Annotated in this window: 17 protein-coding genes; 7 read left to right on the top strand and 10 right to left on the bottom strand. The window is 48.3% G+C overall.

Annotated features, from left to right (window positions below; genetic code table 11):
- Positions 1-56: 56 nt before the first annotated feature.
- The 3 genes from K6J72_RS03135 to K6J72_RS03125 form a co-directional block, all read right to left on the bottom strand.
- Positions 57-2,579 (bottom strand): TonB-dependent receptor family protein, encoded by a 2,523-nt coding sequence (locus K6J72_RS03135; RefSeq protein WP_221280595.1) that lies wholly within the window; start codon positions 2,577-2,579, stop codon positions 57-59.
- A 179-nt stretch (positions 2,580-2,758) separates the two neighbouring features.
- A complete protein-coding gene (locus K6J72_RS03130; RefSeq protein ID WP_221280594.1) occupies positions 2,759-4,825 on the bottom strand; it encodes a hypothetical protein in 2,067 nt (688 codons plus the stop codon).
- Positions 4,826-4,833: 8 nt separating this feature from the next.
- Positions 4,834-7,449: a phosphoenolpyruvate carboxylase gene (locus K6J72_RS03125; protein WP_221280592.1), complete on the bottom strand. Its 2,616-nt coding sequence runs from the start codon at positions 7,447-7,449 to the stop codon at positions 4,834-4,836.
- Between the two features lie 72 nt (positions 7,450-7,521).
- Here K6J72_RS03125 and ilvC point away from each other — a divergent pair, with 72 nt between their 5' ends.
- Genes ilvC through K6J72_RS03100 form a run of 5 tightly spaced genes read left to right on the top strand, consistent with a single transcriptional unit; the run spans position 7,522 to position 10,772 of the window.
- Positions 7,522-8,514 (top strand): ketol-acid reductoisomerase, encoded by a 993-nt coding sequence (ilvC, locus tag K6J72_RS03120; protein WP_221280590.1) that lies wholly within the window; start codon positions 7,522-7,524, stop codon positions 8,512-8,514.
- Positions 8,515-8,522: 8 nt separating this feature from the next.
- The gene (minD, locus tag K6J72_RS03115) at positions 8,523-9,323 is read left to right on the top strand and encodes a septum site-determining protein MinD (RefSeq protein ID WP_221280588.1); all 801 of its coding nucleotides are present in this window, start codon (positions 8,523-8,525) and stop codon (positions 9,321-9,323) included.
- A complete protein-coding gene (gene minE / locus K6J72_RS03110) occupies positions 9,320-9,571 on the top strand; it encodes a cell division topological specificity factor MinE (protein WP_221280586.1) in 252 nt (83 codons plus the stop codon). The genes minD and minE overlap by 4 nt, the downstream gene beginning before the upstream one ends.
- Positions 9,571-10,383 (top strand): DNA-processing protein DprA, encoded by an 813-nt coding sequence (gene dprA / locus K6J72_RS03105; protein ID WP_221280575.1) that lies wholly within the window; start codon positions 9,571-9,573, stop codon positions 10,381-10,383. Before minE ends, dprA begins: the two co-directional genes overlap by 1 nt.
- Complete coding sequence (locus K6J72_RS03100; protein WP_221280565.1) at positions 10,380-10,772, top strand: RuvX/YqgF family protein; 393 nt, start codon at positions 10,380-10,382, stop codon at positions 10,770-10,772. Before dprA ends, K6J72_RS03100 begins: the two co-directional genes overlap by 4 nt.
- Here K6J72_RS03100 and K6J72_RS03095 read toward each other — a convergent pair.
- The 7 genes from K6J72_RS03095 to K6J72_RS03065 are packed head-to-tail and all read right to left on the bottom strand — an operon-like array spanning position 10,754 to position 16,234.
- On the bottom strand, positions 10,754-11,476 hold the full coding sequence (locus K6J72_RS03095) for a YebC/PmpR family DNA-binding transcriptional regulator (protein WP_221280563.1): 723 nt from the start codon (positions 11,474-11,476) through the stop codon (positions 10,754-10,756). The two genes, K6J72_RS03100 and K6J72_RS03095, sit on opposite strands and share 19 nt — an antisense overlap.
- Positions 11,476-12,444, bottom strand: a complete 969-nt coding sequence (hemB, locus tag K6J72_RS03090) for a porphobilinogen synthase (protein ID WP_221280561.1) — start codon at positions 12,442-12,444, stop codon at positions 11,476-11,478. The genes K6J72_RS03095 and hemB overlap by 1 nt, the downstream gene beginning before the upstream one ends.
- Positions 12,437-13,636 (bottom strand): amidophosphoribosyltransferase, encoded by a 1,200-nt coding sequence (locus K6J72_RS03085; protein WP_221280559.1) that lies wholly within the window; start codon positions 13,634-13,636, stop codon positions 12,437-12,439. The genes hemB and K6J72_RS03085 overlap by 8 nt, the downstream gene beginning before the upstream one ends.
- Complete coding sequence (locus K6J72_RS03080) at positions 13,636-14,904, bottom strand: ArsS family sensor histidine kinase (RefSeq protein ID WP_221280557.1); 1,269 nt, start codon at positions 14,902-14,904, stop codon at positions 13,636-13,638. Before K6J72_RS03080 ends, K6J72_RS03085 begins: the two co-directional genes overlap by 1 nt.
- On the bottom strand, positions 14,905-15,588 hold the full coding sequence (arsR, locus tag K6J72_RS03075) for an acid response regulator transcription factor ArsR (protein WP_221280554.1): 684 nt from the start codon (positions 15,586-15,588) through the stop codon (positions 14,905-14,907). It abuts the gene before it with no gap.
- Positions 15,589-15,647: 59 nt separating this feature from the next.
- Positions 15,648-15,929: a CiaD-like domain-containing protein gene (locus K6J72_RS03070; RefSeq protein WP_221280552.1), complete on the bottom strand. Its 282-nt coding sequence runs from the start codon at positions 15,927-15,929 to the stop codon at positions 15,648-15,650.
- Complete coding sequence (locus tag K6J72_RS03065; protein WP_221280550.1) at positions 15,920-16,234, bottom strand: hypothetical protein; 315 nt, start codon at positions 16,232-16,234, stop codon at positions 15,920-15,922. Before K6J72_RS03065 ends, K6J72_RS03070 begins: the two co-directional genes overlap by 10 nt.
- A 98-nt stretch (positions 16,235-16,332) precedes the next feature.
- Here K6J72_RS03065 and K6J72_RS03060 point away from each other — a divergent pair, with 98 nt between their 5' ends.
- Together K6J72_RS03060 and K6J72_RS03055 are read left to right on the top strand one after the other, a co-directional pair.
- Entirely contained in the window at positions 16,333-17,571 is a 1,239-nt protein-coding gene (locus tag K6J72_RS03060; protein ID WP_221280549.1) for a cation:proton antiporter domain-containing protein, read from the top strand.
- A 7-nt stretch (positions 17,572-17,578) separates the two neighbouring features.
- Positions 17,579-18,577, top strand: coding sequence for a homoserine dehydrogenase (locus K6J72_RS03055; protein WP_221280544.1), 999 nt, complete (start codon positions 17,579-17,581; stop codon positions 18,575-18,577).
- The last annotated feature ends 1 nt before the right edge of the window (position 18,578 follow it).

Raw genomic sequence — 18,578 nt, 5'->3', positions numbered from 1 at the left:
TGCTGATGAAATTTAGGCCCCATTATAGCCTAAATATCCTAATCCCCTCCAAAATTCTAAAAAGTGTAGCTCAAATACGCTGTAACAGAGCGCCCGGGGCCGGGTTGTAAGCCTGCAGGGCTAGAGCCAATCCCCGTGAAGAAATACTTCATGTTAAAGATATTGTTGACCTGTAAACTCCCCACAATTTTATGCCGTCCGCTCTCCCAAAAGACTTGGCTCACTTGGATATTCCACACCCAATACCAAGGCAACATCCCCTCATGTTGGGTCATACACCAGGCTGCACATTGATAACCGCTGTTTAACACACTCTCAAAGTTAGCGCCACCGCTGTAGTACTGCGTGCCATAATAGCCCCCTGCCGCGCTGTTGCTAATGCCACTATAAGCCCGGCTATAAAAGTAGCTAGACAAACCAAAGGTGGTTTTGCGGTAAGTGTAGCGCGCATCCAAGATGAACTGATAAGGGCTCACAAAGGGGAAGTGCTTGTTATAGCTTGTCCCGGGCAACACATCGCCATTTAAGTCTGTTAAAGGTCCATGGCTTGTAACGCGCGTGTCAATGTAGTTAAAGGCAGCATGCAGTTGCAAGCCCTTAATGGGGCGGTAATACATTTCCAGCTCCACACCTTGTGAGTAGCCATTGACGGGGCGCACATTGCCCTTCATAGGCCCGCTGGTGTAAATAGAATATTGCCCTGTGGCAAAATCGCGAGCCCAAATGCGGAAATAGTCGGCGTTAAAACTAAAGTTGCTTTTATAGGTATAGCGCGCGCCTGCCTCTACCTCATCAAAGTGCTGGGTAAAGTACTCTGCTCCACCATAGCTCAAGACATCTAATTGGGGCGGCACATAGGAGCGTTGGTAGTTAAAGTAGGTGAGCAGTGTGTGATCGCCCTGCACCGGGATAAAACCAATATTGGTCGAGGGCATCCAGTTGTTCATGTGGGCAATTTTTTTCAAGACAGCTTGCGGAATGGTGGCCCAATTAGCTGCATTTTCATTTTGATACTGCACCAAAGCATAGCGTAGACCAGGCACCACAAAAAAGCGCCCATTCCAAGTCTCGATGCGATCGCTCAAATACACGGCGGTGTAATTGTTGCGCCAATCGTTCCAGTTTTTGTATAGCCCATGCTTGATGTGGGGTTCCCAGCCGCTCATGACATTGGCTCCGTCACACAAAAAGCCCGCCCCCTCTCCGCTTTTTATAGTTGGACAATCATTGGTGTTCATGTATTGGCGTTGCAAAAAGGTGGTGGTCATGAAACGCAAACCAGTGATGAAAGTCTGCTTAACCTTACCAGTGTTGACAACTAAATTGACCTTGGGTTCAAAGGCGTTGTTGATGGAACGCACAGGGTTTTCCACCTCTCCCCAGCCATTGTAGTTTGTGGCATAGTAGGGCACGGCTAGGTTATAGCCACTAAGTCCCTGGGCTGCACAGCTTGCTGCGCTGTAACAAGTGACCATGTTCGCGCTGTTGTAGCTAGAGCTCACCTGAAAATCCCTAGTCATGAACTGCCCATAGTAGGTGAAACTAAATGTCCCGCCCACTCTTTCTAAGTCGCCAAAGCGGTTTTCATACACAATGCCAAAGCGCTGGGAACGCCCCCCTTTGGAGTTGTAAGGGCGTCCGTTCATGAAGCGGTTTTCTTGGTACTGCTCTGCGCTTAGGCTCCCGGGCTGGGCAATCTTAAAATCATAGTACTGGTAGTAGGCTTTGATGCCGTTGTTCTCGTTGATGTCATAGACTCCATCCAGCCAATAGTTTTGGATATTGGTGGGGCTATTGTCCCTAAAGCCCTGCCCATCTACCCAGTTAGCCTGCGCCTGTACGCCAAAGTGCTTGTTGATCATCCCCCCACTCCTCACATAGGTATTGTAAAGAATGTCATTGCCCAAAGAGCTGAGGAAAGAGGGATTGCCGGTTTTGCCAGGAGGGGCAGCAAAGCCAGCATTCCTCGCCTTAGCCCAAAAAGTGGTTCTCTCAGCCACTTGACTCTCCCAATGCTTGGGGATGGGCTTGGTGATAATGTTCACGATCCCGCCATAGGTGTTGGGGCCATACTGCACACTCCCCCCGCCCTTGATCACATCGATGCGATCGATGGATTGGAAGGTAACGGGGAAGATGTCTAGCTCGATGTGTGAGTAAGGCGCCATATAGACGGGAATCCCATTCACCAACATTAAAGTGGCATCGCTGTGCCCTGAGCCTCCGGCCCCAAAGCCACGGATTTGGATGCTAGGCATCGCCCCCACGCCAGTGGTGTTTCTCACCTGCATGCCCGGGACATTTTGCAAGGCCTCCTCAATGCTTTGGTTGGCACTCTGGGTGAGTTGTTTGTTAGAGATCACCGTGCGGCTACCGGTGTATTTTTTCACTTCTTCATCTTGCCAACTTTTAGGAGCCGTGATTCCGCTGTAGCCTAGATTGACATGCCCTGAGTAATCGGTTTTACCTCTTTGTCCGGCTGTAGAGACCTTGCCTAGGGTGTAGGTTTTGTCCTTAGCCATTAAAGCCGCTTGGCACGCCAAAGAGGCTATTAAAGCCGATAGTAATCTTTTATGCATGATGCAAAAACTCCTTGCTCTAAATTTCATAAGGCTGAACATAAATTACACAGAATTTGAAGGCTCTTAGTTCAACTGTGGGCAGAACTAGTAATAAAAATTAAACTTTTTTAATAAAACGGGCGCATTATAGTCTAATAAACTTAAGATTTTCTAAAAAATTGAGTTCAATTAACTTCTTATTTATCTTCTTCTAGTAAGTAATCCCCACTTTTGACGCAAATGATTCTGGTGTTGTGGATGCTCGGGCGCACCTTTTTATTCTTAATCAACTCTTCCACTTGGTATTCTTGGCAAGTACCCTGCTTGGGGCGGACATATTTATCTTGCCATGCTAAATATTCTTTAGAGTGCGCCACTTGGCTATCCAAATACTTTTTTTCATACACTTCTACAAACTCTAAAAACTTAGGGCTTAAGTGCAAGTCGTTCTTTTTGATGTCGGTTTTTCTCTGGGCTTTCACCTCATCGGTGGTGGTGCTGTATTCTGTGGGAGTGGTTTGCCCCACTTGTGGGGGGCGTTGGTAGGTCCTAGTTGTCCTTGTGGTGGTGGTGGAGTAAGTGCTGGTCCACTCTGTGGCAGTGTTTGGCTCAATGTGTAAACACTGGCGGGTCTTTGCCTTGTAACACAACTTTTCGCTGTAATTTGCCTTGCTTAAAATAAAAGTGTGCATGCTCGTGGTTGGTCCTAGCACTTCAACTTCAGGGGGCAATTCTACATAGTTTAGCGTGATCCCCTCCCCCTTGCCACTAGCACTATCTGCCCTAAAATCGCAAGGGCTGATGTCTAAAAGTTGCCCGCTGGCTTTATCCAAAGCGCGCATGACACTGGGGCGTTTGGCCTGCAATTTTGCATCATCATAGCTCCAAACCCCACAAGCCTCCTCCTGGGCACCCCCCATCCCTAAGTGTGTTTGCACTTCCAGCATGGCTTTGGGGTTGGGTTCTAACTTTTTACTTTCTATTTTGGGCTTTTCTTGGGATTCTTTCTTGGTGTCTTGGGGCTCTATGGGTTCTTTAGGTTTTTCTAGGGCTTCTGGGGTTTCGGGTTTTTTAGGGGGTTCTTTTTCTAGGGGTTTGGAGGGTTCTTTGGGGATTTCTGTCAGAGTGCTTGGCGTGGGTTGTGTGGCTTGGGGCGTGGTGGGGGTATTTGGGGTTTGGCGGCTTGGCGTGCTTGGCGTGGTGGTGCTGGTTTGTGGATAATTTAGGGGCAGGGGCATGTAACTTGGGCTGTAGGTGGGGCTTGGGTTGTAAGTGGGCGCGCTTGTGCCTGAAGTGTAACTTTGGTTTGGGGGGTTATAACTTTGGTTTGGGCTGGGGTTGTAGTGTTGGGGCTGTGTGTTTTGGGCTTGGTTATAATATTGGTTAAAGTTTTGGTTTTGGCTCTCCTTTTGTGTGCTGATGTGGCCTCTTGTGCTGCGTGTGCTAGCACTTACACTTCTTGCACTTGCCCTGCGTGTTGTGCGTATACCCCGTGTGGTGCTTGTGGTGCGCCTTGAACTTGTGGAGCTTCTTGTGCTTCTTTCCCTTGTGGCATTCGTGTCAGTAGGGCTAGGAGTGGTACTTCTACTGCTTCTTGCGCTCGTGTTTCTAGCCCTTAAACTTGCATCACTTCTAAAACTTCTTCTTGTACCTGTGCTTCTTATACTTCCTGTTCTTGTACTGCTCGTGCGTTTGGAGCGTGTATTGGTGCTGTAGGTTTTGGGTGTGTAGGTACGACCTCTTGAGTGTGTTTTGCTCTCTCTATCTTGGGGGTTTTCTTCTCTCTCTTCTCTTGGTTGTAAACGCGTGCTTTGTGGGGCGGTGGGGTTTAAAAAGGTGGTTCTCTCTTGGGGCGAAAAGCGGAGATAGTCTTGGTAGGACAGCCCTAACATTTGCGCCATTTTTTTAGGGTCGGGGTCTTTAAAGTAAATGTGTGCGCCTTTGTTGATTTTAGCGGGCAAGATCGCCCCCAAATCTTGCGTGGCTTTTAGATCCCTTAGGGGCGTGGTTGTGGACTTGTCTTTTGTGGGTACGCCCTTTTTAGGCTTTGGGGGTAATTTTTGAAGCTCTAGGGCTTGTAGGCTGAGCTGGTTGCCCCTTAGTTGGTAGTGCCCTTGCACAACGAGTTGCTGGTGGGCGGCGTTTTTGTAAAAGACATAGCCACTAAAGTGCCCACTCTTTTGTTTTAATGGCAAGTCTTGGATCGTTTGTATGGTTAAAGCTTGCAGGCACACCACGCCCACAAGCCACAAAAGCCAAAACATAAAAACCCCTAGCCCGTGTTACGCAAGCCTTGGGCGATGCCGATGAGTGTGCTTTGCACCGCTAGTTTGATCTGCTCGCTAGGGTTGTGTTTAAAGACTTTAATGAGCTCAATTTGCAAGCAATTTAGGGCATTGGTGTAGGGGGTTCTAAACAAAATCCCCTGCCTCACGAGATTGTCTTTTTCTAAGAGCGCACCCTCTTGGCGGATTTGTAAAATGCGCTCTAGGCTTGTGTGAAACTCGCCTTCAATTTGCGCCCAAATGTGCTGGGCATTTGGCACACCGCTGGCAAAGGCGTGGTATTGCTTGGCGATGTCTAAATCTACCTTTAAGAGTACTTGGGCGATGTTGTCGATCACCACCTTAAAAAACCCGCCCTCAAGATAGCATTCTTGCAAGTCAGCTAAATCCACGCTTTTAAGCGCACTGCCCACCCCAAACCACGCCGGCAAAATGCTTCTATTTTGCGTCCAAGCAAAGACCCACGGGATCGCCCTCAAGTCTTCTAATTGTGTGCTTTCCTTGCGTTTGGCGGGGCGTGAGCCTAGATTGAGTTCTTGGATAAAGGCGATCGGCGTGGCTTGTTTGAAATAGTCTAAAAAGCCATGCATGGTGTAGAGCTGGCGGTAAGCGGTGTAAGAAATTTGCGAGAGTTTTTGCATGAGCTCTTGGGTATTTGGGCTGATGGGGTTTTTAGACACCCCTTTTTCATCGTAAAGGGATTTTTTTAAGAGTGCCCCCATGATATTAGAAAGGTTGTTTAGAGCACTGGTGTTGTTTAAATACCTTGTGCTGATGGTTTCGCCCTGTTCGGTGAGTTTCAACACCCTTTGTGCGCTAAAAAGGGGAGCGTTTAACAAAGCATCTTCTAAGCTCCCCCCCCCACGGCTCACACTCCCTCCCCGTCCGTGGAATAAGATAAACTCCATGCCTAGCTCCTTGCCCAAAGCGACTAGCTGGCAAATCGCCATGTGTAGGTTGTAATTGCTGGCGAAAATCCCCCCATCCTTGCTCGAATCCGAGTAGCCCACCATGATTTCTTGGGTGTTTTGCATGCCCTGTAAATAGGCTTGGTAGTGGCAGTTAGCGTGCAGGGCTTTTAAAATCGTGGGGGCGTGGTTTAGGTCTTCTATGGTTTCAAAGAGGGGCGTGATGTAAAGGTCTTTTTCCAGCCCCACTTGCTTGACAAGCCACAGCACAGCTAATAAATCGCTTGCCTGTGTCGTCATAGACACAATCACGCTAGAGAAGGCTTGTTTGGCGATTTTGTGTTGCGCCCACAGCATGGTTAAAAAGCCTTCTAGCAAGCGTTTGCACTCGGGGCTGATCTTAGGCAGCAGTGCCCAAAAAGAGATGGGCTCTAGGCTTAGGGCGTGGTTGAGCACTTCTATTTTTTGTTCTTCGGGTAGGGCGTAAAAGTCGGTGGCGATGGATAAGAGCGAAAAGACTTCGCTTAGGGCATTGACAAACACCGCTTGGTGTTCTCTAAAATCAAGGCTGAGTAAATGAAAGCCCACAAGCAGAACCAAATTTTTAAAGCGCAGCATAGAAGCCTGTAAGCTGGGCTCTAAATTCTCTAAGAGCAAATCAATGTCGGCGACAAGTTCATCGGCGTGTTGGTAGCTAAAGTCAATGGGGGTGGGGGAGTTGAGGGCGATGAGGCGGTTTTTTAATTTGGCCTGCATTAAAAGCAACTTCGCCCTAAAGGGCTCTTTGGGGTGCAGCCTTGCGCTGGTGGGGTCGAGCTTGTCATAAAACTCTTTCAAATCGGCTTTTAGGGCAACAGAGATGGGGCAAAAGTCCACAGAGATAGACAACTCGCGGCGCAATTTGTCTAATTCTTTGAGGTATAGGTCTATGGCAAACTGGTGTTGGATACACACCACTTGGCGCAACAAGTCGTTGGTGACCATTGGGTTGCCATCGCGATCTCCGCCGATCCAGCTCCCCAAAGTGATGGGAGCGTGGGCGAGCGATTCTTGAAACTCGGTTTGGATTTGCTGGCATAAATCCAAACAGCTAGGCAAAAAGGAATTTTCTAGGATATACAGCAAATTGTCTAGCTCAAAGAGCACTTCTAGTTTTTCTTGGCGCACGAGGTGGCTTTTATACAACAAACGCAGGCGGTAACCCAGCCGTTCTTTAGCTTTTTTCATGGCGATGGGGTCGCAAGGGTGGTCAAAAATGGTCGCAAGGTCGCTAAACATTTCTTGGATGGCTTCTAGGAAGGTGCGGCGCATGGACTGCGTGGGGTGGGCGGTGAAAACGGGGTAAAAGCGCAAGGTTTCGAGCTTATCGCTTAAGCTTTGGGGGCTAAAACCGGCTTGACGCAAGTCATGCCTTGCTTTGGCAAGCCCGATTGCAAGGGGTTGTTTGTTTTTGTGGCGTTCTTCTACAAGATTTGCCAAAATATGATAGAGCGAGAAGGCTTTAATCACTTCTAAGATTTGGTCCGATTCGATCGTGGCTTGCAATTCTTTGGCAAGGTTTTCTAGGCTGGCGTGGCTTTTAAATAACGCCTTTAGAGCGATGAAATAGCCCGAGCTTTTGGGACTAAACTCTTGCAAAATCTCTAAGAGCAAATCTTGTAAAAAATCCAACTCAACTTGTATGTTTTGTGGCACGGGCTCTCCTAAAAACAAAACTTAAGTTGTTTTCGTTTAGAATAGGCATTTATCATAAATAAAAGGGTAATTATGGGTGATTTACCCATTTATACAAACCAAGATGGCAATTTGGAAACGCTTTTGGATCAAAAGGTCGCCGTTTTGGGCTATGGCGCACATGGACGGGCGCATGCACTCAATTTAAGGGACAGCGGGGTGGCGGTGCAAATCGGGCTGTATGAGGGCAGCCCCAGCATTGCCATTGCCAAAAAAGATGGCTTTGAAGTCTTTAGCGTGAAAAAATGCGTGCAAGAGTGCGCCGTTTTGGCACTGCTTTTGCCCGATGAGATCCACGGCGATATTTACAAGCAAGAGATCGCTCCCTACATACAGTCCGGACAGACCTTGATTTTTGCCCATGGCTTCAGCGTGTGCTTTGGGCAAGTGCAAGCTCCCGAGGGCGTGGGCTTGGCGTTGGTGTCGCCTAAAAGCACGGGCTACGCTTTAAGAGAGAATTACAAAGAAGGGCGGGGGGTCTTTGCCCTCATGGGTGTAGAGCAAGACAACAGCCACAAAAACGCCAAAGAGATCGCCCTAGGCTATGCCTATGCTTTGGGCTGTGGGCGGGTGGGGATTTTAGAAACCACCTTTAGGGATGAAACCCATTGCGACCTTTTTGGCGAGCAGGCGGTGCTGTGCGGGGGAGTGGAAAATCTATTGTTGAACGCTTTCAACACCTTAGTGGAAGCGGGTTATCCCAAGGAAGTCGCCTACTTTGAATGTGTGCAAGAGTTAAAAGTGATTGCGGATTTGATTTACGCCAAGGGTTTGGCCAGCATGCAAGAGCACATCTCCAACACTGCCGAGTATGGGGGGCTTGAGAGCGGGGCGAAGGTCATTGGCCCCAGTGTGAAAGAGCGCATGCAAGAAGTACTAGAACAAATCCAAAACGGCTCGTTTGCCAAGAAGTTTTTAGAAGAAAAAGAGCAAGGCTACCCCCAAATCCACAGCAATAGGAAAGCCCTAAAAACCGAACTTTTAGAGCAAACAGGGGCGCATTTGCGCCATTACTTGTTCCAATAGGGGCGTTTGTGGTTATCACGATCACTTCGGGCAAGGGTGGGGTGGGTAAAAGCACTTCCACGGCGAATTTAGCCATAGGACTCGCCCAACAGGGCAAAAGGGTTGTGGCGATCGACTTTGACATAGGACTGCGTAATTTAGACATGATTTTAGGCTTAGAAAACCGCATTGTCTATGATGTCGTGGATGTGATGGAAGGCAACTGCAAACTGCCCCAAGCCTTGATCAGCGATAAGAAAAATAAAGACCTTTTCTTTTTGCCCGCCTCACAGAGCAAGGATAAAAATATCCTAGAAAAATCCAAAGTACAAGCTTTGATTGCGGATTTAAGGGCGCAGTTTGACTTCGTTTTGATCGATTCACCCGCTGGGATTGAAAGCGGATTTGAGCATGCCATGCTCTTTGCCGACCGGGCGATTGTGGTGGTAACGCCGGAGGTGAGCAGTGTGCGCGACAGCGACAGAGTCATAGGGATCATGGACGCTAAAAACCAAAAACGCAAGGAGGGGCAAGAAATGGAAAAACACATTTTGATCAACCGCATCAAGCCTGAGCTTGTGGAAAAACAAGAAATGCTTTCTAACGATGATGTGCTGAAAATCCTAGCTCTGCCCTTAATCGGGCTCATACCCGAAGACCCTAAGATCATCTCTGCCACCAACACCGGCGAACCCATCATTTACACCCAAAGCCCGAGCGCACAAGCGTTTCAAAGGATCACCAAGCGCATTTTGGGCGAAGATGTCCCCTTTGCAGAGTTTAAGGCTAAACGGGGGCTGATGGGGGCTTTAAGGGGCTTGTTTGTATGACTTCTTTGCTGAACAAATGGTTTAAGGGTGCAAACAGCGCACACATTGCCAAAGACCGCCTAAAATTTGTGCTCGCCTATGAGCGCAGTGTGCGCCTGCCCTACATTGACGAGATGAAAAAAGAGATTTTGGCGGTGGTGCAAAAATACACCCAAACGAGCAAGATCGATGTTAGGGCAAATTCTAACCACGACATAGACACCCTAGAGGTGGAGATTGTGCTAGAAAAGCAGACCCACACCCCCTAATGCTTAGCCCCTTTGCGCCCAAGCCCCTAGACTTTCTGCCCCTAAGTTTCAAAGCCCTAAAAAACCCCCCAAAACTCTTGCACTATGTGGGGGAGCTAAAACACCTACAAGCCCCCCTGAAAGTGGCGATTGTCGGCACAAGAAAGCCCAACACCTACACCCAGCAAATGACCGCCACACTCGCCAAAGAGTTGGTTAAAATCGGGGCGGTGGTGGCAAGTGGGGGAGCACTTGGAGTAGATATTATCGCTCAAAAAAACGCCCTGCCCTCTACAATTATGTGCGCCCCCTGCTCTTTAAAGCGCATTTACCCACCTAGCAACGCCAAGATCATTCAAGAAATTGCGAAGGTGGGACTCATTTTAAGCGAATATACAGAAGACTTTCAGCCCTACCGCTTTACCTTTTTAGAAAGAAACCGCCTCGTCATTGCCTTGAGCGATCTTGTCATCATCCCCGAAGCACAGGAAAACAGCGGGTCTATGGCGAGCGCAAGGCTTGCGCTAGAGTTAAACAAGCCCTTATTTGTCCTGCCCCAAAGGCTCTTTGAGAGCCCGGGCACAAACGCTTTACTCGCGCAAAATAAGGCCAAAGCCATTTACAGCACCGCCGCCTTTGTGGAGGGCTTGGCTAGAGATTTTGGCTTAAATGTGCCCCAAACCCTTCCAGATCCCACAGAAGTGGGGTTTTTAGAGTTTTGCCAAAAGTCCCCGAGTTTTGAAGAAGCTTACGCCCTCTTTGGGGATTTAGTGTTAGAACAAGAGCTCTTGGGTGTGGTGAAAAGAGAAAAGGGGCGGGTGGTGGTGCAGTGATCCTCGCGTGCGACATCGGCTTAAAACGCATCGGTTTAGCCATAAGCGTGCAAGGCATTATTTTGCCCCTAGAGCCCATTTTACGCCTCAATCGTAAACAAGCCAGCCAAGAGCTGCAGGCCCTGCTAGATGAGAAAAAGCCCTCTTGCCTGGTGGTGGGCTTGCCCCCCGAAAACTACACAGACACCCGCAAGCGCATTTTGCACTTTGTGGGGCTGTTGAACTTTACACCCATTGTGTTTGTCAATGAGGGCAACACAAGTTGCGATGCCCTAGAGTACACCCACCACCTCAAGGCGCAAAAACGCCAAAACGCAAGAAAGGACGGCACGCTAGATAGCCTAGCTGCCTGTGAAATTTTAAAACGCTATCAAGAAATGTTGGTGTAAAGGGCGATCACATCGTCGTCCTCTTCGATCTTGTCGATCAGTTTTTCGCTCTCGGCTAGGGCTTGCTCGCTTAAAGTGATGGGGGCGTTGGCGATGCGTTGCAAGTTTGCCTTTTGCACGGGGATGTTCAAGGTTTCAAAGCCCTCGTTTAGCTGTTTGAAGTCTTGGTAATCGCCGATGGCAAAAAAGCTCTCCCTCTCCACTTCTAGGCTCTCTAGCCCATAGTCGATCAAACTCAGCTCCAAATCCTCCAAAGACAAATTTAAAGGTTTTAAATCCGCCAAACGCCCCTCTAAGACACTTTTGCGCGCAAACATGAACTCTAAAGAGCCGTTATTGACAATGCTCGCCCCCGGGGTTTTGTTGAAGTAACTTTTTAAATTCGCAATGGTGCGGGTGGGGTTATCTGTCATGCACTCAATGAAGAGCAAGACTCCGTGGTTTGCCTTGCCCTCATAGCTCACCTCTACCAACTGCCCCTCTTTGCTGTTTGCCCTTTTAATCGCCGCGTCTATGTTGTCTTTAGGCATGTTCTGTGCTTTGGCGTTTAAAATGGCGGTGCGTAGTTTGGCGTTGCTGGCCGGGTCCCCCCCGCCCTCTTTAGCCGCCAAAGTGATGGCTTTGGCAAGTTTAGGGAACACTTTACTCATTTTATCCCAGCGTTTTTCTTTCGCTGCTCTTCTGTATTCAAAAGCCCGTCCCATTAAAATCCTTTCTGTAGTAACTTGGCCACTTCTTTGGCGTGGTAACTGATGATGATGTCTGCCCCCGCCCTCTTAAAGGCGGTCATGGTTTCTAAAACTAGGCTGTTGTAGTCCATGAGATTGTGCGCTTGGGCAAGTTTAAACATGGAATACTCTCCGCTCACATTATAAAGCGCAAGGGGCAAGAGTGTGCGCTCTTTAATGTCCCTAACAATATCGAGGTAAGCTAGAGCGGGTTTGACCATAAGAATGTCCGCCCCTTGAGTTTCGTCTTCTAAACTCTCTAAAATCGCCTCCCTGCGGTTGGAAAAATCCATTTGATAAGCCTTGCGGTCTCCAAAGCTTGGGGCAGAATTTGCCGCCTCTCTAAAAGGTCCATAATAGCTGCTGGCAAACTTGGTGGAGTAGCTCATGATGGGGGTTTGGCTAAAGCCGTTTTCATCTAGGGCTTGGCGTAAAGCGATCACCATGCCATCTAACATGGCACTAGGGGCGATGATGTCTACCCCGCTTTGCACCAAAACCAACGCCTGTTTAGCCAAGATTTCTAGGGTCGTGTCGTTGTCTGGCACCCCGTCTTTTAAAATCCCACAATGCCCGTGGTCGGTGTACTCACAAAAGCATAAATCTGCAATGACGCACAAATCGGGGAAGTTTTCTTTAATCGCTCTTGTGGCGGTGGCTATGGGGTGGTCTGCGCTCAACGCGCTTGAGCCGGTGGGGTCTTTAGAGCTAGGCAAGCCAAAGAGCAACACGGCTTGGATGCCTAGCTCTTGCAACAAGGCGCACTCTTTCAATAAATCTTGTAAATCCATCTGCCACACCCCGGGCATGGACGCAATGGGCGCACTCTTGCCCTCTTGCAACACAAATAGGGGGGCGATGAGGTCGGCGGTGTGTAACCTAGTTTCACGCACCAAGTTACGCAAAGTGGGCGTGGCTCTTAGACGGCGGAATCGTTTAAACATGGCTATCCTTATTTTGCGAAATGAAACAATTCTTGCAAAAGGGGGCGTTGAGAGTGGCCTTTAGGGCGTTTAAAGACAAAAAGCCCACGCTACTCGCCCCTATCGCCTCAGCCTCTCCCCCCTGCACGCTTAATAACTCGCTTTTTTTGGGAATGTCAATGCCCCAAAAACAGGGTGCTAGGATGGGGGGGGTGGTGAGGAGTAAATGGATGCGCCTAGCCCCTGCATCTTTTAACATTTGCACCACAACCTTGCTTGTGGTCCCCCTAACAAGCGAGTCGTCTATGAGAATAATGTCCCTACCCTGCACGGGCTCGAGCACAAGGCTGAATTTTTGGCGGGCTTTAAGCTCCCTGCCTTCTTGGGTACTCTCTATGAAGGAGCGCCCCACATAGGGATTAAGGCTCAAAAGCGGGGCAAAGTCTAGCTTCAATGCTTTGGCATAAGCTAGGGCAGCGATGCTCCCACTATTGGGGATAGGCAGCACAAAATCTGCTTTTAAGGGGTGTTCTTTGGCTAGGGCTTGCCCCAACTTTAGGCGCAGGGCATACACGCTTTGGCTAAACACCACACTGCTTGGGTGGCTAAAGTAAATGGCTTCAAACACGCAGGGGCTAGGTGTGGGGGGGGCTAGGAGCATTGCGCCTTTTTTCGTGTAAAGCGTGGCTGGGGGGACTTCTTGGATATTGCGCACCCCCAATGCTTGTAAGGCACTGCTTTCGCTAGCTAGAGCATAACCTCCCTTTAAATCCCCCACAAAAAGGGGGCGATAGCCAAAGGGGTCGCGCACAGCGGTTAAGTTATCCGGGGTTAAGAGCAAAAATGCATGAGCTCCTTTAAGTGTGGGGATCACCTCTTTTAATTTAGCTTCCAAATTTGAGGCTTTGGCTTGTTCTAGAGCTTTGGCTATAAAATGCGCTGGGTTGTCAGTGTTGGGCAAGTGGCCACAAAAGGCGATGGCTAGTCTCTCATTAGCGTAAAAGTCGTGGTGTGTGCCTAGGACTTGGCCTAGAGCGTGGGGGGCTTCTTTAAAAAAGTCTTTGGGAGTGCTGCTGAGCAAGCCTTGAGATTGTTTAAATTCTATGTGGTGGTTGGCGATGGCTAGGGCAATGCCCTCTTGGGCGCGGTGTTGTAAAGAGAGCAGGGCTTGGTGAGCTAGGGCTGGGGTGGCGCAGGCAAACAAACCAAACATTAGACTTTCACCCCCCTTTTGGATTTAAAAAAGAGCGGTCCAAATTCTTGCAAAATGCACCCGTGGATCGTAAAAATATTGTACTCGTCCTTGTAGGCGTAGCTTAAACGCAATTCTAAGGTGTCTAGTGCGCTTTTAATAATATACATGCCTAGCCCAAAGCCGTGCGCATCGCTGGGATTTTCGTGGTGGAAATAGGGTTTGAAGTAGTGCATTAGGTCTTCTTTAAGCGGTTCGCCCCGATTGGAAACCAATAAATCTTTACCGCTCACTTCGAGTTTCACCTGCCGATCTGGGCTGTATTTTAGGGCATTGTCTAGCAAGTTTTTAATCACAAGGCTAAAGAGCTCAAAGTCGGTTTCAAAGGTGTAATTGGGCAAGTTTGCCACAATACAGGTACTCCCCCTTTCTAAGAGCAGCATGTTTTTGACATGTTCTAGCAGGCGGTCCATTAAAAAAATTTCTTTGGTGATTTTGTAGTTCTTGGAGGAGAGTTGCTCGATGCGGGCAAATTGCTCGATGAGGGCGTTGAGCCGTTTAAAGGTCGTGACTAGCCGCTCTTTTTGCACGCTGTTATCCACCATTTCGGCCACAATCATGCCCTTGGCGATGGGGGTTCTAAGCTCGTGCATGATGGCCCTTAAAAATAAAATGCGCGACTCGTTCATGCCCTTGATTTTTTTAATGGCGTTGTCAAAGGCTAGGGCCAAATCCCCAATTTCGTCCTGTTGCTCTAACTTGCACTCAATGTCCATTTCGCCATTGGAGAATAAATGCACCTTTTTGCGCAATTCATTGATGGGGATGAAGCCTTGCAACATGAAAACAAAAATCATGGTGATTAAAAACGCCCCCACAGAGATGGCAAAGTAGTAGTTGCGATACGAGGTCTTTTGGATTTCCTTATACAGCACCGTGTCGCCCTGACTTTTGAGCGAGATGAAAATCTTATTGCCGACTTTGATGATATGGGCTAGGGGGTTTTCGTCATTTTCGATCTTGCCATGCTGGTTGGCTAGGATTTCGCGCAATTCTTGTTGGGTGATCTCTTGAAAGCCCAACTCGTGTAGGTAGACTTCAGCGGAGTAGCGGTTGCTCTTGTCGGCTAGGACTTGGTTGATGGTGGTGATGAATTGTTGGTGGCGGATTTGGGTTTGGAAGTTTTCATGATCGATTTGTGAGCGGATGAAGTAGTAAGAAAAGGCGGCAAAGCTTGTGATCGAGATCACAAACAAAAAAACAATCTTGCTAAAGATTGAAAAAGGCATTTAAAACTCGAGCTTGTAGCCGACTCCCCGCACAGAGATGATGTGCTTAGGTTTTTTGGGGTCTTGTTCGATTTTAGAGCGCAAACGCCCGATGATGACATCTATGCTCTTATTGGAGCTTTCAGGATTGATCGACTCGGATTCAATGGCGATCGACTCTCTAGAAAACACATAGCCCTTTTTGCTGATCAAGAGCGTGAGTATCTCGTATTCAGCCCTGGTGAGCTCGAGTTTTCTATTTTGCATATAGACCTCTCTAGCGTCATGGTCGATTCTAAAAAGGTTGTTCTTGTTTGGCAAGCCCCTCTCTTGGGCGGGTTTCTTGTTGTAGCGGCGCAACAAAGATTGTATGCGCGCTAAGAGTTCTTTGGGGTCGTAGGGTTTGGGGATGTAGTCGTCCGCCCCACACTCTAGGGCTTCTACTTTGTCGTTTAGATCGTTTCTTGCCGAAGAAATGATGATGGGGATGTCCTTTTGTTTGGAAATGCGCTTACACACTTCTAGCCCATCTAAATTAGGCAGGGTCAAATCTAACAAGAGCAGGTCGTATTGTTGGGTGGTGGCGGCACTGATGCCCGTGTAGGGCTCATCGCAATTGACCACTTCTATGCCATGTTGGCTTAAAAACTCGCTTAAAATCTCAGCCAACTCAACATCATCTTCTATCATGAGTATCTTGATCATAAGCACCTCAATGGAAAGTTAACAAAAACTAGATACTAACACAAAATCAATGAAAAACATCAATCTTTAAAAGATTTCAATCTTTCTTGAATCATGTAAAGCTGGTATTGCAAGTAATTCACCACCAAATCTAGTTTCATGGGTAAATTCTTGGTTTGGGGGGATTTTAGTCCCTCAAAGAGCAATAGAGTCTTTTGCTCCAAGTCCTTTAAGAATTGCTGTTCTTCTTGCAAGACTTTAGGGCTTTGGCGGGAGGGTGGGGCTTTGCTCACCGCCTTGGGCTTTTGCTCCACTTGTTCGATTTCATCTAAGGCTTGGGATATGATATTTTTTAATTCCATTTGAGTAACCATTGTTCGATTGTTGCAAGCTCGGCCAAGCTTGTGGCTTGGATAAAAAGAGATTGCATGTTTTGGATTTGGAAGCGCTGCAGCGGGGCGTATTGACTTAGGTGTACCACGGATTTGGGCTTGGCAGGTGCGGGCTTTTGCGGGACTTTTTGCTCGAGTGCACTCAAGCGTTTGTGGCTTTGCAACGCTTGCTTGTGGTGCGGGTCGCTTTTTAAAATGCTCTTGTAAATCTGTAAAGCTTCAAGCACACGCCCTTGTAGCTCATACACACCCGCTAACGCAATCGCTTGTTCCACGCAGAAAACCTTAATTGTTTATTCAACTTATTATATAATGACCCTTTTTAATAATTGCTTTTATGGCAGGATTTTGAAAGGGTGAGTGAGGGCGCAAAATGGAAGCACATGCTCTGTATGTGGTTGTAGCTGGATTGGGTCTTAGTGTGGTGAGTGGCCTTTTGCTGAAAAAAATCGAAATGCCCGTCATCATCGGGTACATCTTGACCGGGCTTGTCATCGCCGCACTCTTCCACATCCAGGACTTCGAATCGCTCTCAGAGATTGCAGATTTTGGGATTGTATTTTTGATGTTTATGATTGGGCTTGAATTTAACTTCGATAAACTCAAGACCATGAAACAGGAGGTCTTGCTCTTTGGCGGGTTGCAAGTGGTCGTTACTTCCGCCCTACATGTACTTTTTGGTTACTTTGTCATGGGGTCGTCTTGGGGCTTCTCCTTTGTCGTGGCCATGGGCTTTTCGCTCTCGTCTACGGCGATTGTGCTCAAGTTCTTTGAAGAATGCAAGCAGTTAAACACGCCTACGGGTAAAATTGTGGTGGGGATTTTGATCTTTCAAGACATCGCGGCGATCCCCATTTTGCTGATTTTAATGCTCATGGGCGGGGGAAGCAACCACTTTTTAGGCTTGGTGGTCAAAACCATTGTGTCGGCAACCATCATCTTGACCTTGTTGCTTTTGCCCGGCAAACTCGCCGCGACAAGGATTTTAGGGCTGGCCGCCGAAAGCCGCTTGCCAGAGATTTTCATGGGTACAATTTTACTGATTGTCTTTGGGGCGGCAAGCCTTAGCCACTTTTTTGGTTTTTCTATGTCATTGGGGGCGTTTGTGGCGGGCATGGCGATCTCTAAGTCGCGTTATCGTATCCGTGTGCAAGAAGAGTTCGCCCCGCTTAAAAACATCTTTTTGGGGCTCTTCTTTGTTACGGTGGGCATGCAAATCCACCTAGGGTTTTTGTTTGAAAACTTCTTTGCTGTGATTTTCTTGCTAAGCATCGCCATGTTTTTAAAAACGGGGGTTTTATACGCCATTTTGCGGGTCTTTAGGGATAGTAAAAGTGCTTTAAAAGCTGCACTTTCTTTGGCCCAAATTGGGGAATTTGCGTTGGTGGTGTTTTTGAGCGCGAGCAAACATAATCTTTTAACTCTACAAAAACACGAAGGGATTTTAGCCTTTTTGCGCGATCACGACATCATCCATGTCGGAGCAGACGACATCCAACAATTCTTGGTGCTGATGATCATCTTTTCCATGCTCATCACGCCTTTTATTTTGAAATACCTAGACTCGATTGTAGATTTTTTTACAGAAAAATTTAGCAGAAACAAGGCTTAGTTGAATAATGTTGCAAATTGGGATTGTGGGCTTGGGCTGTGTGGGCCTTAGCGTGGTGGAGATTTTAAACAAACACGCCGATCTGTTGGCGCAAAGGTGCGGACATCAGCTAGTGGTAAAAAAGGGGGTGGTTAGGGATTTATCCAAAAAACGCCCTGTGGACTTTGCTTTAAGCGCAAATGCAGACGGCCTTTTAGACGACCCGCAGATCGATTTGATCGTGGAGTTGAGCGGACAGGTGGATTTGGCTTATAAGCTCGCCACAAAAGCTCTAGAGCGGGGCAAGGGTTTTATCACCGCAAACAAGGCCATGCTTGCCAAGCATCAAGAGCTCATCCACAGCTCCATTGGCTTTGAGGCGAGTGTGGGTGGGGGCATCCCCTTAATCAAGGCCCTTAAAGAGGGGCTAGCGTCTAATGCCATTGTCGGCATACAGGGCGTGGTGAACGGGACTTGCAATTTTATATTAGAACAAATGGGCTTGGGGCAAAGCTTGGAGAGTGCCCTACAAAAAGCCCAAGAGCTGGGCTATGCCGAGGCAAACGCCCACCTAGACACCAGCGGGCAAGACAGCGCACATAAACTGCTCATTTTGTCATCTCTGGCCTTTGGGGGGCGGATCGTGTTTGAAAGCATGGCAATTCGGGGCATTGAGCAGATCACCAACGCCGATTTGGCACATGCCAAACGCTTAGGTTACACTCTAAAACTCCTAGCACAAGCGCATAAAGGCGTAGGGGGGCTAGCCTTGAGCGTGGGGCCTGTCTTGTTGCCACAAGGGCATTTGCTTGCCCAAGTTAGGGGCGTGATGAATGGGGCTATTTTTGTGGGCGACTCTGTGGGAGAGACTTTTTACTATGGAGCGGGAGCTGGGGGGTTAGCCACAGCCAGCGCCGTGGTGAACGATATTGTGGACTTTTGCAAACAAAAACACAGCCCAAAACCAAAAGACTTGCCAAAAATCGCCCTAGCCCCACAACCCCCAACCCCCACTATGTCCGCCTAGA

It is taken from the genome of Helicobacter sp. NHP19-003 (genome assembly GCF_019703305.1).
Classification (GTDB): domain Bacteria; phylum Campylobacterota; class Campylobacteria; order Campylobacterales; family Helicobacteraceae; genus Helicobacter; species Helicobacter gastrocanis.
Note: the sequence above shows the minus strand (reverse complement) of the source record. Positions and strands in the feature narration are given on the sequence as shown.

Bases quoted from the DNA above. Each gene is read 5' to 3' on its own strand.
- K6J72_RS03135 (WP_221280595.1), bottom strand. From the start codon at position 2,579: ATGCATAAAAGATTACTATCGGCTTTAATAGCCTCTTTGGCGTGCCAA.
- K6J72_RS03130 (WP_221280594.1), bottom strand. From the start codon at position 4,825: ATGTTTTGGCTTTTGTGGCTTGTGGGCGTGGTGTGCCTGCAAGCTTTA.
- ilvC (WP_221280590.1), top strand. From the start codon at position 7,522: ATGGGTGATTTACCCATTTATACAAACCAAGATGGCAATTTGGAAACG.
- minE (WP_221280586.1), top strand. From the start codon at position 9,320: ATGACTTCTTTGCTGAACAAATGGTTTAAGGGTGCAAACAGCGCACAC.
- dprA (WP_221280575.1), top strand. From the start codon at position 9,571: ATGCTTAGCCCCTTTGCGCCCAAGCCCCTAGACTTTCTGCCCCTAAGT.
- K6J72_RS03095 (WP_221280563.1), bottom strand. From the start codon at position 11,476: ATGGGACGGGCTTTTGAATACAGAAGAGCAGCGAAAGAAAAACGCTGG.
- hemB (WP_221280561.1), bottom strand. From the start codon at position 12,444: ATGTTTAAACGATTCCGCCGTCTAAGAGCCACGCCCACTTTGCGTAAC.
- K6J72_RS03085 (WP_221280559.1), bottom strand. From the start codon at position 13,636: ATGTTTGGTTTGTTTGCCTGCGCCACCCCAGCCCTAGCTCACCAAGCC.
- K6J72_RS03080 (WP_221280557.1), bottom strand. From the start codon at position 14,904: ATGCCTTTTTCAATCTTTAGCAAGATTGTTTTTTTGTTTGTGATCTCG.
- arsR (WP_221280554.1), bottom strand. From the start codon at position 15,588: ATGATCAAGATACTCATGATAGAAGATGATGTTGAGTTGGCTGAGATT.
- K6J72_RS03070 (WP_221280552.1), bottom strand. From the start codon at position 15,929: ATGGAATTAAAAAATATCATATCCCAAGCCTTAGATGAAATCGAACAA.
- K6J72_RS03060 (WP_221280549.1), top strand. From the start codon at position 16,333: ATGGAAGCACATGCTCTGTATGTGGTTGTAGCTGGATTGGGTCTTAGT.
- K6J72_RS03055 (WP_221280544.1), top strand. From the start codon at position 17,579: ATGTTGCAAATTGGGATTGTGGGCTTGGGCTGTGTGGGCCTTAGCGTG.